General features: G+C 61.7%; 14 protein-coding genes and 2 pseudogenes. 8 read left to right on the forward strand and 8 right to left on the reverse strand.

All coding sequences use genetic code 11. From position 1 onward, the window contains the following. On the reverse strand, positions 1-891 hold an 891-nt coding region (locus tag Q0A27_RS01290), incomplete at its 3' end, for a metallophosphoesterase (RefSeq protein WP_291473273.1). A gap of 94 nt (positions 892-985) precedes the next feature. Then, a complete protein-coding gene (locus Q0A27_RS01295; protein WP_291473274.1) occupies positions 986-2,263 on the reverse strand; it encodes a hypothetical protein in 1,278 nt (425 codons plus the stop codon). A 121-nt stretch (positions 2,264-2,384) separates the two neighbouring features. Here Q0A27_RS01295 and Q0A27_RS01300 point away from each other — a divergent pair, with 121 nt between their 5' ends. Next, positions 2,385-3,278, forward strand: a complete 894-nt coding sequence (locus Q0A27_RS01300; protein ID WP_291473275.1) for an abortive infection family protein — start codon at positions 2,385-2,387, stop codon at positions 3,276-3,278. A 42-nt stretch (positions 3,279-3,320) separates the two neighbouring features. Here the strand turns inward: Q0A27_RS01300 and Q0A27_RS01305 are convergent, their stop codons facing one another. Further along, positions 3,321-3,929 (reverse strand): NaeI family type II restriction endonuclease, encoded by a 609-nt coding sequence (locus Q0A27_RS01305; protein ID WP_367273299.1) that lies wholly within the window; start codon positions 3,927-3,929, stop codon positions 3,321-3,323. A 57-nt stretch (positions 3,930-3,986) separates the two neighbouring features. After that, entirely contained in the window at positions 3,987-4,400 is a 414-nt protein-coding gene (locus Q0A27_RS01310) for a hypothetical protein (RefSeq protein WP_291473276.1), read from the reverse strand. Positions 4,401-4,743: 343 nt separating this feature from the next. On the opposite strand from Q0A27_RS01310, the gene Q0A27_RS01315 reads away from it, so the two are divergent. From Q0A27_RS01315 to Q0A27_RS01335, 5 genes and pseudogenes are all read left to right on the forward strand, one after another. Continuing rightward, entirely contained in the window at positions 4,744-5,625 is an 882-nt protein-coding gene (locus Q0A27_RS01315; protein WP_291473277.1) for a GDSL-type esterase/lipase family protein, read from the forward strand. Between the two features lie 382 nt (positions 5,626-6,007). Further along, positions 6,008-6,733, forward strand: a pseudogene (locus Q0A27_RS01320) (IS6 family transposase). Between the two features lie 661 nt (positions 6,734-7,394). Continuing rightward, positions 7,395-8,731 (forward strand): annotated as a pseudogene (locus Q0A27_RS01325) (ISL3 family transposase). 47 nt (positions 8,732-8,778) lie between these two features. Continuing rightward, positions 8,779-9,723, forward strand: coding sequence for an alpha/beta fold hydrolase (locus Q0A27_RS01330; protein ID WP_291473278.1), 945 nt, complete (start codon positions 8,779-8,781; stop codon positions 9,721-9,723). Next, positions 9,720-10,820 carry a trans-acting enoyl reductase family protein gene (locus tag Q0A27_RS01335; protein WP_291473279.1) on the forward strand — a complete coding sequence of 367 codons (1,101 nt, stop codon included), beginning with the start codon at positions 9,720-9,722 and terminating at the stop codon, positions 10,818-10,820. The genes Q0A27_RS01330 and Q0A27_RS01335 overlap by 4 nt, the downstream gene beginning before the upstream one ends. A gap of 267 nt (positions 10,821-11,087) precedes the next feature. Here the strand turns inward: Q0A27_RS01335 and Q0A27_RS01340 are convergent, their stop codons facing one another. Next, on the reverse strand, positions 11,088-11,636 hold the full coding sequence (locus Q0A27_RS01340) for a recombinase family protein (RefSeq protein ID WP_291473280.1): 549 nt from the start codon (positions 11,634-11,636) through the stop codon (positions 11,088-11,090). Between the two features lie 256 nt (positions 11,637-11,892). Here Q0A27_RS01340 and Q0A27_RS01345 point away from each other — a divergent pair, with 256 nt between their 5' ends. Together Q0A27_RS01345 and Q0A27_RS01350 are read left to right on the forward strand one after the other, a co-directional pair. Then, a complete protein-coding gene (locus Q0A27_RS01345; protein ID WP_291473281.1) occupies positions 11,893-12,852 on the forward strand; it encodes a hypothetical protein in 960 nt (319 codons plus the stop codon). A gap of 214 nt (positions 12,853-13,066) precedes the next feature. Beyond that, the gene (locus tag Q0A27_RS01350; protein ID WP_291473282.1) at positions 13,067-13,813 is read left to right on the forward strand and encodes a hypothetical protein; all 747 of its coding nucleotides are present in this window, start codon (positions 13,067-13,069) and stop codon (positions 13,811-13,813) included. Positions 13,814-13,906: 93 nt separating this feature from the next. On the opposite strand, the gene Q0A27_RS01355 is transcribed toward Q0A27_RS01350, so the two are convergent. From Q0A27_RS01355 to Q0A27_RS01365, 3 genes are read right to left on the reverse strand one after another with little or no spacing between them, the layout of a single operon-like run. Further along, on the reverse strand, positions 13,907-15,079 hold the full coding sequence (locus Q0A27_RS01355; protein ID WP_291473283.1) for a low temperature requirement protein A: 1,173 nt from the start codon (positions 15,077-15,079) through the stop codon (positions 13,907-13,909). A 6-nt stretch (positions 15,080-15,085) separates the two neighbouring features. Then, positions 15,086-15,415: a nuclear transport factor 2 family protein gene (locus Q0A27_RS01360; RefSeq protein ID WP_291473284.1), complete on the reverse strand. Its 330-nt coding sequence runs from the start codon at positions 15,413-15,415 to the stop codon at positions 15,086-15,088. Positions 15,416-15,449: 34 nt separating this feature from the next. Continuing rightward, positions 15,450-16,205, reverse strand: a complete 756-nt coding sequence (locus tag Q0A27_RS01365) for an SDR family oxidoreductase (protein ID WP_291473285.1) — start codon at positions 16,203-16,205, stop codon at positions 15,450-15,452. Between the last annotated feature and the right edge of the window lie 25 nt (positions 16,206-16,230).

Here is a 16,230-nt window from a genome sequence, read left to right on the forward strand (position 1 = left end):
CGTGGGCCAGGGCAGTTCGGTGTCGGTCCAGGGCCACAGGGGACCGAACCCGGTCACGGTGAACTCGTCGACCGGGTACCAGCCGGTGTCGGTGATCACCTGCCGGTGGGCCACCGGTACCGACCACGTCCACTGGTCCGGGTCGCCGCCGTGGGTGTCGAGGACGACGACTGATCCGTCGTCGGTCTCCTTGGCCAGGGCGATGTCCAGTGTGCCGGTCAGCTCACCGTCCAGGGGTGCGGCGAAGCGGGTGTGGTGGTGACCGTGAACGTGGACGGCCGGGTGCACAGCCGCGAGGATCCGGTCGATGCGGGCACGGTCGGCCTGGCTGAATGGGTCGGATTCCTTGGTCTGGGCGTGGTCACTGCCTGTGGCCAGGGCAGTGAACGCTGCTGACCCGGTCTCATGGGTGACGAGGATGTCCACCGGGCTGGGAGTAGTGCCGGCGGCGGTAATGGCGCGGTCGACCTGGGCGTCGGTGATGTGCTCGGCGGGGAACCAGTCCACGCCCTCGGTGCGCCACTTCCGGTCGGTGGAGGTCGCCCCGCCGAGGAACAGCATGTTGGCCCCGGCGACGGTGGTGCGCAGCCCGCGCGGCATGTAGGTGATCGACCGGGTCAGCGCGGCGGGTTCGGTGGTGTCGGGAGTGAGGAGGGTGAAGTCCTCGTGGTTGCCGTCGATGATCCGGTAGTCGACACCTGGGGTGCGTTCGTCGAGGATGAGTTGCAACAGTTCGAGATCGGCGGGGTGGTGGAAACCGAAGTCACCGGTCTGGACGATCGTCGCCGCGCCGGCGGATGTGGCGAGGCCGGTGGTGTGGATGAAGGCGTCGATGTCGTCGTGGAGGTCTCCGACGAAAGCGATGCGGTTCGGGTCCGGGGTGGTGCTCATGGGGTGAGGGTAAGGGACAGGGCAGGACGATGGCTAGTTTCTGTGCCTGGTTCTGCGCAGGTCAGGGAACTAATTAAGGGTCACTGGACATGCTTTACGGCAGGGAGATTCTCAGCCGGTTGGCATGCCCGATGAGACTGGTCACGAGCATGAGCGACTGGACGGTGTTGCGTTGGCTGTACTGCTTGCGGGACACCTTGTGGACGGTCGCGTGGCGCGAGAACTGCCACGGAACGGGGGCTCCCGGCTTCGGGTGAAACTTCCCGTGCGCGTTCCAGACAGGGAGCCACATTGACACATCTCGGTACCCCATTCCGTTGATGATCTCCGGTACATCAGCCTTCCGGTTAGTGATTGTCATCCTGACGTTCTTATCCGGGTAGAACCGGCTGATCAGCGTGTCGAAGATGAGGGTGAACAGTGCCTGGGCAGCCCGCTCGTGCCCGTCGCGCAGCGCTGCTACACCGTTGAGCGCGAACTCAGCCTCGGTCTCTACTTCCGGATGATCCACCTGCTCCAGCACCTCTTCGCAGTCCTCCACCAGAGACTCGAAGCAGGCGTTGAGGATCTGACGCCGAACCGGACGATCAGCAGCGCGGAGGAACCGAAGTGCAGTCCGGGCTCGGGGCACGAGGTACAGCGGGATCGCCTCCTCCCGGAGGAACTCACGGACGTCGCTGAAGTTGATCTCGTCGGCAAGCTCCCGGAGGTTGGGTGGCAACAGGTTCCTGTTCAGTTTCTGGATGCCGGAGAGATCGTAGCTCCGCAGTGCCTTGGCTATGCCGTCGAACACCTGCCGCTGTTGGTCAGCGAGACGCTGGATGCCGGTGACTACCGAGGGGATCTGATCGAAGAAGCTGGCTGGCATCGTGAACGCCGACTTGGACACGAGGGCCGGCGCCAGGGACTTCGCCAGATCACCCTGCCACCGGTTGACCGTGTCCATGCGTCCCATGATCGGCTGCAACCCGCCAGTCATTGAGGCGGAGTATTCCGCGAAGGTCTTTCCGATATTCAGACCGGCGAAGCCTGCCATAGTGGACATCGCGATCTTTCTGGAGTGGTCGGAGACGGAGGTGATCCCGCTGAACGCGTCAGTGATCCCGGTTCCTGTGCCGAACGGCGCGAATACCTTAGAGACCCCCACCCCCAGGGAGATCGGAGACAATGCTGAGTGCGCGAACCCCTCCGCCATGTGAACCCCTGGTGTTTTGAGGATGCTTGAGACGGCATCTGCAACGGGGTTGATCCCTGCGGCGGTCATCGGGGACGTCATGTCGCGGAGGATCCGCTTGCCTGTCAGTTCGTCCCACATGTCGTCATCGAAGATGTTGATGCCCTGCCCTTCTTCGTCCGGCACCTGGTGGTGCATCTGTCGGCTCCAACGCAGTCTAGCGAGAGGTCGGGCAATAGGGTCGCGTGAGTCGAATAACCGTTCTATATCATGCGGCAGGCAAAGCGCACCTCTTGGCATGTCCCCTAGAATCACCGCCATGACACTCGACCAGAAGCCGTCATCCGAGAAGGACCCGCTGATCAGCGCGAACATCCGGGGTGCTGTCTACAAGCTCCTGGGCGAGGTGGACGCCTGGACCTCCATCAACGCCTGGCAGCGGTACGACTTTGGAACCCCTGCTGCGCTTTCAGACGTCACAGCAGTGAACGCCTCCGAGTATCGAAGCGACGAGGTATTCACGCTCTACCGAGGTCGCGTTGACTGGAGTGACCGAGAGCAATGTAGAAGGGCATTGCAGGCGATGTCCGTGATGGTCCGGCGGGCCAAGGCCAACGTCAACGATCACTGGGACCCGTTCTGGGATGACTACGCGGAACTGGAGCGGGCGTGCAGGGAGGACGGGTTCACCCTAGGCGAGGACGGGACACTTACGCAGGCTGACGTCATCGACTTGGAAGACCTTGACCTGTCAGGGCTGAAGACCACTGCGGGAGTGATGAGAGCTCTCAAGACGCTCAATCGTGCGCTGACTGCCGAGGAACGGGACGCGGTGGCGGTGGTGTCGGCGGCGAAGGAGCTGATGGAGGCAGTAGCAGCCTCGGTGCTGAAGGATCGGTGGTACACCGACGAACAGATCGACAAGCTCCAGTTCAAGGACCGCTGCGTTGAGGCACACAAGGCACTCGGCGTCATTGAGAATACCGGTGCAGGCGCGATGGCAGACGGCTTGAACCTGGTGCGCAAGGGACTGTCCAAGGCGTTGGAAGCAGTGCGAAAGATGCGCTCGGAGGAGGCGTTGGCTGGCCACGGGAACCACCGGGTCGGTGAAGTGAGCGGGGCGGATGCCCAGCTCGCCGTGGATACCTGTCGTGCGTGGTGCCGCTACATCCTGGAGCTGCACCGCACCGCACCGGAGCCGGCCCCGTTCTGAGGGGGCCTGGTCGGGGACGTGCCACGTCCCCGAGTCCGGATGCTAGGCCTCTGTCTGCCGGCCCTTCTTGTCCTTCACGATGGGGGCGGGGACGATGATGGTGTCTTCGGTGGTTGCGCGCCGCCAGTTCCGGTCACCGATACGTGTTCCGGTTCCATCTCCCGTCGGGACAACCCTCACGGAGATATACTCGTCCCCGAGGGGAACCGGAACACCAAGCTCGGTGGCGATATCCCCGTGGTAGGCGCCGGACAGGATCACGTAGCCCTCGGGAGCGAGCAGTGTCCGGGCGCCGCCGCTTCCCCCGCGGACCCGTCGCTGAGGGTCGAGCTGCTCTGCGACCGTGGAGACGCTATTGCGATGGACGATCATGCCCTCGGCGTCGCGAAACAGCTGTGCAACCTTCGTCGTCCCGGACTTGTGGGCGAAGATACCTTCGACCACGTCAGGGGGTAGCTGCAGGAGAATGTTCGGACGCAGCGGGGCATTCCGCCAGACCCAGGTGATCTTAGAGGTGTCCTTTGCCTTCAGCTGGGTTTTCTTGTCTCTGTTCTCCGAGTCTCGTCGCACATCTGCGGTCACACGGATGACGCCGAGGGACCAGATGGACTCCTGGTGGTGCTGTTGCAAAGTGGTGCGGGCAGTGCCCAAGTGCTGCCCGCACCACTTTGCAACAGCACCTGTTCGACCACCCTCAACCCGGGAGGGCTACACAGGCCAGGGAAAAGACGGGTCGAGGGGTTGACAATCTACATAGGGACACCCCCTGGAGCGCAGGCGACGCGACAGGGGATGTGCGGCCGCGGTGAGTGCTGCGGCGACCTGGTCGGCCCCGCGGGCTCGCTGGCCCATCAGCCGGGAGAAGATCATCGTCTGCGATGCGGACACCGGTTGCTCGTCAAAGTCGATCACCGGGGTGCCCGACAGCTCGATCCCGGTCTGGGCCAGGGGCGGCGCGTGAAACCGGCGCAACCAGGCAGGGTCAGTTCGTTTCAGGTCACCGGCCGTGGCGATGCTGGCCGAGGTGAGGCGCTGCGACAGTCGCCGTCCGACACCCCAGACCTCCTCGACGGGGAGACGATCGAGGACGACGTCGATCTGACCCTCGCTCCACTCGGCCACGTTCTGCCGGTGGAGTTCGAAATGAATCTGCTCAACAAACCTGCTGTCCAGAACCCTGAGGCAGCTAAGTTACCTGTCCGCGATTTGCGGGCAAGGTCAGCTTTCTCTCGAGGGCGTCGTAACGGTTCTGGAGATCATCACACCACGGAAGAAGCAAGGAGAAGCCTGGTACCCCCCCCCCACATAGGGGCCACGACTCCTCTTAACCGTAACGTTACCACTCTCCGCCTCGATATGAATCCATAGTGAAGTCCGCGTTACGACTATGATGTATATTCACAACCGATACATATTCACAACCCCCGTGGTTCACCCCATTACCCACTCGACACGGAGAGCCTGCATGACGAACAAGCACCGCGCCACAAAGAAAAATCCCTTACACCGCCGGCACCCTCTCCGCGTAGCCGCCTTGGCCCTGTGTGCCGCCGCCGTGGCGACAACCTTTGCCCCTGCGACTACAGCAGCGCCCCGAGGGAACGTTGTGACCTTTGGTGACTCTTTTACCGCTAATCCAGATCAGGTCAAGAACACGCTCCGGATGATCCCCGGGATCACCAACGGGTACCCACAGACAGGCGGCTGCCTGCAGGCCCCCAACAACTGGCCACGAAAAGTCGGCGAAAAGACTGGCCTCCCCGTAAACGATTGGTCGTGCGCAGGTAACACGTCTCGGTCAATGCTTGGCCGCATTGACTCGGCCATACATTCCGGCGACGTCAACTCGGAAACCCGCAGCGTTGTCTTCGCGGTAGGAATGAACAACTACGGAGGATTCGGGATCCTCGACGGTGTCAACATCTTCGACCCCGGAGCAATACGAGACGCCTACCTGAGCGACATGCGTGCAGCAGCAGCGAAGATCCGATCTGCCGCGCCCTACGCGAAAATCGTCGTCTCCGGAGCGCTACCCACCGTCGACCGCGACACAACGTTTTTCTGTGCAGTGAACGTCATCCCGAACATGCCTGGAGGAGCCCCGATTCCGCTTTTGCGCGACGTTGAGAACTGGAACCGTGAGAACCAAAAGGAAGCCGCCCGCCAGGTAGGAGGCGAATATGTCGAAATCATCGACGGAGCACGCGGTCACGATACTTGCGCACCTGACACAGCGCGCTATGTAGCCGGAGTGGTGGATACCACTACACCCAACTACAATATGATCTTTCACCCGTCGGATGCAGGTTCCGAATTTGTCGCCCGCACTTTGGCAACTCGGGTCTAGCTCGAAGCCACTTTGGCCAGTGCATACCATGTCAAAAGACACATGCACTGAGCCGCAGGCCATCACAAGGAGGGAGCAGATCAACCGTCACCCCGGAGTGCGGACAGTTTTAGACTCCCTACAGACCGGGGATCGACGGAAGGCTGAGACCCGACGAGCCAAGGTTCTGATCCCCGTTGCTCGAGCCAAATGTCGGGGCAACGTCTCCGCCGGTGGAACCGAGAATCACATCTCCCGCGGTCGAGCCGACGGGAATGTCACAGAGCGATGACCCGAGGATGATGTCACCTGTGGTTTCAGGTCCGACCTGAGTGTCTACCGGGGGTGTCCCTATGTAGGGTGCTGTTGCAAAATCGTGATGGGGAGGTCAAGCTCAGCCGGTATGAGCATCTTCTCCGGGCGCCGCTACCCGAAAGACGTGATCCTGTGGGCTGTGCGCTGGTATTTCCGCTACGGGGTGTCCTACTGAGACCTTGAGTAGATGCTCACCGAACGCGGCGTGCCGGCGGATCACACCACCATCTACCGGTGGGTGCAGAAGTACGGTCCCGAGCTGGACAAACGTACCCGCTGGTACCGCTAAACCTCGCCCGGCTTCGCCGGCTCCTGGCGAGTCGATGAAACCTACATCCGGGTCGTCGGAAAGTGGCGCTATCTCTACCGGGCTGTCACCACAGACGGCCGGAACCTGGACTTATCCATGTCTACCCGGCGCAACACGGCCGAAGCAACGAGGTTTCTGGGAAGAGCGCTTTGCAGTGCTGGGCACCGCGGCCCTGATAGCGGCCCCCCGGGTGATCTGCACTGACAAAGCACCCACCTGCACTGCGGCGATCGCAGCGTTGATCGACAAGAAGAAGCTGTCGACGACCGTGAAGCATCGGCAGGTGAAGTACCTTTGGCAACGTGATTGAGGGCGATCACGGCTGACTCAGGCGGATCCTGGGGCCCAAAGGCGGCGGGTTCAAGACCCCGGTGTCGGTGTACCGGGCGCTACAAGGAATGGGGGGCGATGCATGCGCTGCGCAAAGGCCAAGGCAGAGTGTTCGCCTTCGGGTGTGCGAACCCGGATGCGGTGATCGTGGCCAAGGCCTTCGCAGACGCCTGAGAGATCAGGTCTACGGGGGCCGCCTCCTCGATCGGCGCCCGGACACCGCCAGCGCCACTTTGCGACAGCGCCGTGTGGAGGGGTCCCGCTGCTCCCCGCCAATCGTCTCCGTGACAGCGGGGGCTTCTGTTTTTTGGGGGGGGCTCCACTTACCCCCGTAGGAGAAACTCTGCTCGACCCCCCGGCTGCCCAGTAGTCTGGAACCGGGTCATGAAACAACCCCTTGAGTCCCCATCGTCTTCGGGCGGTGGGGGCTTTTTCGTATCTGGGGGGGAGGGGCGCTGTTGCAAACTCATGATTTCGGGCGAAAAAGCAATTGTGAAGCTGGCGTTGCAATGCTTGCTGTCGATCGGTAGGTAAGGAGCAAATCCAGTTTGCAACAGCACCGTCGAGGGTGGTCCAGAAGTCATGGGTGGCAGCCGGGGAATGGTCATCGACCATCAACAAACACTGGTCGGCGCCCGACGAGCGGAACAGGCGCTCGGCCTGTGCCACGAGCTGTTAGCCAATACCGGCTCTTCGCCTTTCGGAGTGCGTAGCGAGTGTGAAGCCGTCGGGATGGGCCGCTACAACATGTAGGGGTCAGGGGTCGGGAAAGTAGAAGGATCCTGCAGTGACAGGATGAAGGTGTTCAACGTCCTCATCAGTCACTCCAGGATCCATGTCTCACCCTACCGTCACGCCTGTTGCTGCCCCGAACCTCGTCGCCGACACGATCTGCAGAACCGGAAGAACTCGGCCTGAGCATCGACAACGCCGCCGACGCCGGCGACGTCACCCACCTGTACTGCCACCCGGTGACCGTCGACCTCAGCTGCCCGGGCTGCGGACAGGGCTGCCGGGTCCGTGACCACGTCGAACGACGACTCACAGACCTGCCCATCGCCGGGCACCCCAGCGTCCTGCACGCCCGTGTACCCCGGCTGGTCTGCGGCAACGACGACTGCAACGTCGCCATCTTCCGTGCTTCGATCCCCCAGGCAGCCGACAACCGGCAATCGGTGACCCTCCGGGTCACCCGCTGGATCCTGCAGCGCATGGCGACAGACGGCATGAGCGTGAAAGCCTGCGCCCGCGGCCTGGGGATCGGTTGGAAGAAGACCTGCTCCCTGGCCTTGTCCGCGTGCCGGCATCGCACCGGCGGTGACCCGGGTCGTCTTGACCATGTCCGGGTCCTGGGGCGTCGACGAGCACAAGTGGAAGCATGTTCGCGGCGACGGCACACCGGGATTCGTCACCGTGATCGTGGATCTGACCCCGCAGGTCGATGGCACTGGTCCGGCCCGCCTGCTGGACATGGTGCCCGGCCGGTCGGCCGATGCGTTCGGTGACTGGCTCGCCGACCGGCCCCGCCGGTTCCGTGACACGGTGAAGACCGTGACGATGGACGGGTACTCCGGTTATGCGAAGGCCGCGTCTGAGCAGGTCAGCAAAGCCGGGCAGGTGATGGATCCGTTCCATGTCGTGCATCTGGCCGCCGGGAAGCTGGATCTGTGCCGTCAGCGGGTCCAGAACGAGACGTTGGGTCACCGGGGCCGCAAAGGTGATCCGTTGTACGGGGTCCGCCGTGCGATGTTGACCCGCCGGAGCCTGGTCACCCCGAAACGTGCGGAACGCCTCGATGAGGTCCTCACCGCGCAGGAACACGTGGCAGTCCAGGTGACGTGGGACTTCTACCAGGAGATTATCGCCGCTTACAACGAGCCGGTGGCCCGGGACGCGAAGTTGCGGATGTTCAAGCTGATCAAGAGGATCAGGGCCGGGGTTCCCAAGGGGTTGACGGAGCTGGCGACGTTGGGGCGGACCCTGTGGCGTAAGCGGGCCGCAATCCTGGCGTACTTCGACACCGGCGCGTCCAACCGGCCGGTCGAGGCCCGACTCAACGGACGGTTGGAGCACCTACGCGGGATCGCGTTGGGGTTCAGGAACCTGGAACACTACATCTTGAGGTCACTGATCCACTCGGGAGGACTCCGCGGAGCAGTTGACGCACTCTGAAAGGCGAAGAGCCGCATTAGATAGGTGGCTCGGGTATCGTCGATTACATGAACTACGCACAGCAGACCATCTGGCGCGAGCTTCAAGACTTCCTTCCCGTCGAGTACCGACTCAATCCCTCCGAGGAACCGACCGAAGAGTGGTGGGACCACCAGGGTCACCGCATTCACCTTGACACCTATCGCAACACTGATTCCCCCGTGAAAGTCATCCTCTTCCACGGCGTGGGCACCAACGGCCGTCAGATGACCACCATCCTCGGTCGGCCGCTTGCCGACCTCGGCTACGAGACCATCGCCATCGACATGCCAACCTATGGTGTCACCCAGGTAAGCGCCGACGCCCTGGTCACGTACGATGAATGGGTGCAGATTGGCTCCGACCTCGTCGACTTTGAATTGGCAAAGGATGACCGCCCGATCGTGCTTTACGGCCTGTCGGCCGGCGGAATGGAGACTTACCACGTCGCCGCACTCAACAAAAAGGTAGCCGGTATCGTCGGCATGACCTTCCTTGATACCTCCCTGACTCGCGTGAAAACGGAGACAGGATTCGATCCGATCAGCGGCAGGTTTAGCGGGGAGCTGATGGGACTGCTGAACAAGATTGGTTTCGGGAAGGTCAAGCTCCCGATGCGGTATGTGTCGAAGATGAGGGCCCTGGTCAACGATAAGGACGCGAAGAAGGCTTGGTATCGGGACAATACCTCCGCGGGCAACGTCGTCACCGTTGCTTTTCTTGATTCTTGGCTGGCCTACCGTCCGGTCGTTGCCCCTGAAGACTTTGACATCGCCCCAGTGTTGCTCACTCAGCCTTCAGCTGACCGGTGGACTCCGCTACATCTCGCCGAACCATTTCTTGACCGCATTACCCGTGTCCCGGTCACAAAGGTCATGCTCCCCAACGGCGGGCACTACCCGCTGGAGAAGGAAGCGCTCGATCTCATGGTTGAGAGCATCGCCTCCTTCCTTAAGAACATCGAGGCGAAGTGACAGCCCCAATCGTTGTTTTCGGCGCAACCGGATACACCGGCCGTCTCGCGGTCGAGGCTCTTTTGCGCCGGGGCACCGCCCCAGTAATCATGGGACGCCGCGAACCCGAGCTTGCCGCCTTAGCTCAAGACCTCGGCGGCCTGGAGTACCGTGTAGCTGACGTCACGGACCCCACCAGCGTCCGATCGGCGGTCAATCCGGGGGAGGTCCTCCTGAGTACCGTCGGGCCGTTTGGTCGATTCGGGCGGATACCGGCGCAGGTCGCAGCAGAGACAGGCGTGCACTATGTGGACTCGACCGGAGAGGTCGGATTCGTCCGTGACATCCAGTCCAGTCTCGATGTCACCGCCCGCACCAACGGCGTGACTATGATCCCAGCCTTCGGATACGATTACGTCCCCGGCCTGCTGGCCGGTGCGCTAGCCCTCGCCGAAGCTCCGGACGCCGCCAGCATGGAACTCGGCTATTTCGCCACCGGTTCATTACGCAAGGGGCTTAGTCAGGGCACCAAGTCGAGCATGGCCGACGGGATTACCCTTCCGAACACCGTGTGGCGTGATGGCAGGCTCGCGGAGACTCGCGCGGCGGAGACCGTGCGTGACTTTACAGTCCATGGCAGGAAAAAATCGGCATTCCTCGTCTCCGGCACTGAGGTGCTCTTCCTTCCAGAAATCGGGAGATCCCTCACCACAGTCGAGGTCTTCAACGGATGGTTCCCGTCGCTAAGCCGAACCCTATCTATGGCCTCCGCAGTTGCCAACCTTGTCTCTCACACGACCGTCGGTGCCGGAATCATCGATTGTGTTTCCCGGAAGGTGGTGGGTCCATCCGGCGGGCCTGATTTCGCGGAGCGTGCACGCACACTCACCCATGTGGTAGCCCGAGCCCGAGACTCATCCGGCCGAGATCTCGCTGAGGTCCATCTCGAAGGGCCGAGCATATACACTCTCACGGGCGAACTATTGGCCACGGCTGCGGAAAAGCTCGCCTCCGGCGAAGCTCAGAAGATGGGTGTACTCAGTCCATTGGAGGTGTTCGGCGTAGAAATCATCGAACAGGAGGCCGCCAGGATCGGCCTCCGGCGGGTGTCCATTTGAGGATGATGCCGCAGCGGGCGCTATTGCAGTCTGGGACTTTTGCATCGGGAAGCTGTGAATGTGATCGCTATGTGGCCTGGAATCTTGATGGCTCTGTGGCGCGCTCCAGCTCATCGTCTTGTCAAGGTGAGGTTGTTAGACCTTCTCGACGGGGATAGCAGTACTAGCGGTGAAGGGTGAACCGTTCCCCTCCCGGCCTTTCCGACCGGAGAAGATGCTCACGAGACCTGATCCTCACGTGCCACCCCTAGCTTTGCAACAGCACCTTTACAGCGCTCGGTAGATCGTTGAGCGACTGACCCCGAGAACACGTCCGATCTCCGACACCGTCATCGTCTTCGCCTCATACAGTGAGCGAGCGGTGGCGGCTTGCTGCTCGGTGAGCTTCTTCGGACGACCCCCGACCCGACCCCGCGCCCTGGCCGCTGCCAGGCCGGCAGTGGTGCGCTCGATCACCAGATCACGTTCGAACTGCGCCAACGCCGAAAACACATGGAACACCAACCGGCCACCCGGAGTCGTCGTATCAATCGTCTCCTGCAACGAGACAAACCCCACCCCGCGGGCCTGGAGATCCTCCAACTGATCAATCAGATGCGGGACCGAGCGACCCAACCGGTCCAACCGCCACACCACCACCGTGTCCCCGTTCCGCAGCTTGCCCCACAACCGGTCCAACTCCGGTCGGTGCGCCCGCGACCCTGAACCGACATCGGTGAAAATCTCGCTGCAGCCGTACCGACTCAACGCATCGCGTTGCAGACTCGCATCCTGATCCGCCGTCGATACCCGCGCATACCCAAATACTTCACCCATGAAACCCTCTTTAGTGTGCCGAGGTGTCCGAAACTCGTCAGTGGCCGGTCTAGTGGCATGTTGATTCTGACGCAGAGTTCTGAGACGCCACCACCTGCACTGACGCAACGCGCGCCGCACTCACGACCAGTTGTGTCATAAATGATCGTTTTCGGACACTACCCCCACAGCCTCGTCTTACCTTATTTCGCTTGCATTTCGACAGTGCGACGGAGTCGCGTTGCGCGACGCAGTACTGTAGTGCTACTGTCAGTGCATGGACACAGAACGGGACAGAAAAGAGCTCCAGGGTGCCATCGACAGGCTCGTCGAGAACCGGCAAGAGATCGACAAGGCTACGCGCGAGCGAACAAACCTCATCGTCGAGGGAGCTGAATATGGCCTCGATGGCGACCAGCTCGCCACGGCCACGGGACTGTCCCGAAGCGCGATACACCGCTACCTCACCCGGACGGGAGTCAGCCTTCACCCTGATGTTCCGTATTCCGAACTTGAGATGACAGCGATCGTCACCGCATCAGCTGAGACGCTCCCGGACGGACGAGGACCTGTTTGTTTGGCATCCACTCCCCAGGAAATCGCCCTGCGGTCACTCACCAGTTGGCCCTTGGACAAGATCCGGCGCCAAGATATCTGCCCGCGTCGACTCCTCGTCCGGCTCGGTTCCACCACAGACTCCCCCGGAACCATCGTTGCAGACTGGGCACTGGACCCAGAAGAGCCCACGCGGGACGATGCTTTCCGACCGGTCAATGTGCTCGAAAACAACTACCTTGGTTCCGTCGGCCGGCGCCTGTCGATGCAGGGCGAAAAGCTCGGCCAGCTGGTGACGTGGTCACCGGACATCAGGTCACTACTCGCCTCCGGAGGATCCGCCGAGGGCCGCGATGGCGCATCACAGTGGAAGAAAGCCGAGGGTATTGGGTGGATTGAGCTCGCGGGCTTCGGAGCCATCAACCCTCGTCGCGACAATGTTGGTGACGCAGGACGGTACTACTTCACCGCAACGACCCTAGGTGGCGGGTACGCCGACGCGACCGGGACCGCGATCGAGGACGGCCCAGAGACGTACTTCTACGAGGTCGATAGCCCGTTCTATTTAAAGGACGCCGACGGAAGATGCATCGAGGTAGTCGTCTCACTACTGGCCGGCGGACGCTACGGGGTGAGATATCGGGGCAGCGAGTGGCCCTCCAATGAGGGAAGTGCCTGGTAGTCGTCTATGCCCCCAAGGCACCACCCAGCACTGAAGGTAGGTGACAGGTAGCCACCCGGACGCGTAGCTCGATGGCCGTGTGGCCGCTCTGAGACCAAGCAAAAAGGAACCGGCCCTGAGATATAACCTCAGCGCCGGTGTCCTGTAACTGCGGGTACTGTCCCGCTATATGGGCTGAATAATATCGCTCCCCCGAACGAAAAGCAAGTATCCAGTGCCCAGGCTGACATATCATGCCGCCAGCCAGATCGAGAGGGCCATCCCGACCGCCCGGTTCCAGACCTACAGGCAGGCCACGGGAGATGTCGTCGAGGCGGCACGGCTCTACCTGTGGAACATCCAGGCAGCGAGCGCGGTCACCGAGCTGACTGGGCTGGCCGAGGTGCTGCTCCGCGAGACTATCGACAGTTGCCTTAGAGGCTGGAACGCCAGCGTCGGTGGAAGTGAAGAATGGATCACACACCCAGCTCCCACAGTCCTGAAACACCTGGTCCGACCTGATGTTCCTGAGTCCTGGAGACCGAGACAAGACGGGGATCTGTACCCACGGTGGTGGGAGAAGAAGGCGCGAGACAACTACGACCCACGTCGACCTGGTGCTGAATCGACAGCACGAACGCTACCGACACATGATGATCTGGTGGCGAGTCTGAGCTTTGGGTCATGGACCAGCATCCTTCCCACCCCACAGGCAGGTCGGAACAACAACCGTGTCAAGATCTGGGATACTGCGCTGGCATCGGGTTTCACAGGAGTCCGCCGTGAGGCGGTGTACCGCTACGCCCACGAACTGCGGTGGATGAGGAACCGCGCTGCACACCTGCGACCCATGCTCAACACCGACGATCTCTGGACCACCCACCGCTACGCGATACGGATGCTCCGCTCCATGGACACTGACTTCGCACAGATCATCGCCGGACAGGCCACCCTTCCGACGATCATCAAGATAAAGCCCTAGATAGTTGCGGGTGACGATCGCTATCTGCAACGCCCTCAATATCAATCGTCAGCCAACATCTCATCTTGAGCAGGAACAGACAGAAGCCGAATGTCACTCGCCCACGACGCCATGGCCCACTCGCCCACGCTCCGTGGCGCGCGCCGCGACGATGATGCCGACCGCAGCGGCCACGACCGTGAGCACTCCAGGCAGCACTGTCCCGACGAGCACCAGGACTACGCCAACGAGGAACACAACGTTTTCCGCAGCTGACAAGCTGTGCCGCAGAACCAGCGCCCAGATACTCACGGCGAACAAGGCCACGGGAATGGTGAGTGTGCCCGCCGCTGCGAAAGATCCGGTACCGGTCTCATCCTCGATACCGTCGATCGCAACTTCCACGCCCGCCGAGAAAGCTCCGGCTGCGGCGAAAATCACGTAGTGAAAATAGCCGTACGTCAGCGAGGAACGCAAGCTTCCCACAAAGGAATGTTGAGGCCGGGAGAAGTAGATCCACCACATCCCCGCCGCAATGACCAGCCCCGCGGATGAGACAGCGACCAGCGATGGGACGTGATGCCCGGAATCGAATGCCTCGACGGCGGCGTTGGCCGAAGCGAGAATCGATTCGCCGAGCAGGATCAGGGTGAACAGACTGTAGCGTTCGGTGATGTGATGCGGATTCCAGGGCGTCCCACCATGTGACTCCGCCCAGACCGGGACGGAGATCTCCGCAGCGACGAGGACGAAGAACACGATGAACCCAGCGGCTTCCGGCAGTGCCAGCCGTGCGACCCAGGCAACTTGAACAAGTGTGACCCCTACCGCGTACCGCAGGGCTACCGCTCTGACCCCGGGATCCTCCAGTGCAGCCCGGATCCACTGCACCACGAGAGCGAGCCTCATGATGACGTATCCGAGGGTGACAAGGGCGAAGTCGTGCTCCTCCATCGCCGGACCGGTACCCGCAGCAAGGACCAGGACACCGGCCATCTGCACGATCGTCATGACCCGGTAGAGCCAGTCGTCGGTGTCAAACGAAGTCGCGAACCACGTGAAGTTCATCCACGCCCACCAGATGGCGAAGAACACCATCAGGTACCCCAACACTGCCTGCCCCAGGAGACCATCCGCCTCCATGTGGTGGAGCTGCTGGGACGAGAACGAGACAGCGACGACAAAAACGAGGTCGAAGAATAACTCAAGCGGACTTGCCGCCCTGTGCTGTTCCTCCGGGTCGCGGCGTCGCATCCGAGGCAACAAGCCACGGCCAGAGACAGTCATCGCCGATTAGCCTTCACTGATGGTCATCTTCCTGATCTTGTCACCATCAAGGTCGAAGTCGAATCGCGACGGCCCGTTGGCGTGGGTCGACCTCCAGTCACCTACGACAGTGATTTTGCCGTTGGCGGTGGAGGCTCGTTCTGCGCTGAAGGTGGGCTGTGACCCGATGAATGCGATCTTGCTCCACTCTTCAATCTCGTCGCGTCCGGTGATGATCTGACCCCAGTCGTCGACGACAGCATCGGTAGTCAGCGCATCAAGAAAAGCCTGGCTATCGTGATCGTTGACCGTGGTGAAGAATGAGGCGATCGGTTCGGGGATGTCAATGATGGGCACAAGAAATCCTTCGGTTAGGCAGACAGGGCGGAGTTTAGCGTGTGGTGTAGCCACCGTTGGCGAAGATCGTCTGACCGGTGATCCACCAGCCCTCGGTCGCCAGGAACCGGATGATCGGTGCGATGTCCTCGATCTGGGTAAGCTGATTGCCCATGGCCTGGGACTTGTGGAACTCGACTCGTTCCGGCGTTTCCTGACCGTAGAAGAACGGCGTGTCCATGGGTCCGGGGGCCACGGCGTTGACGGAGATGCCACGGTCGGCGAACTCCTTGGACGCCGCACGGGTGAAGTGCTCCACCGGGGCCTTGCCACCGGCGTAGGTGGAGTAGCCATCGGTGAAAGCGGCCAACAGGGCAGTGACCACGGTGATGATCTTGCCGTCGTCGGCAAGATGCTTGCCTGCCTCCTTGATGAAGAAGTATGCAGCCTTGGCGTTGATGTCGAGCATCGAGTCGTACTCGTCCTCAGTGGTCTCGACGATGGGCTTGCGCAGCACCTTGCCAGCGGTGTTGATGGCAATGTCGATCTTCCCGAACGTCTTCTCTGCCTCGTCGAACAGGGTCGCGACGTTCTGCGGGGAGGTCAGGTCGCCTTGGAAGATCGCACCCTGGACGCCTTCAGCCTGCACAGCAGCGAGGGTGTCCTCGGCATCCGGTCGACTGGCACCCGAGTTGTAGTGGATTGCGACGTTTGCTCCGGCGGCTGCGGACTGGCGCGCCACCAGGCCTCCGAGATTCTTGCCTCCTCCGGCAATCAAGACGTTCTTTCCCTTGAGCGTGTGCTCAGTCATGCTCTTCCTTTCTCGTGGACTTCAC

The organism is Corynebacterium sp. (genome assembly GCF_022712275.1).
Taxonomy (GTDB): Bacteria; Actinomycetota; Actinomycetes; order Mycobacteriales; family Mycobacteriaceae; genus Corynebacterium.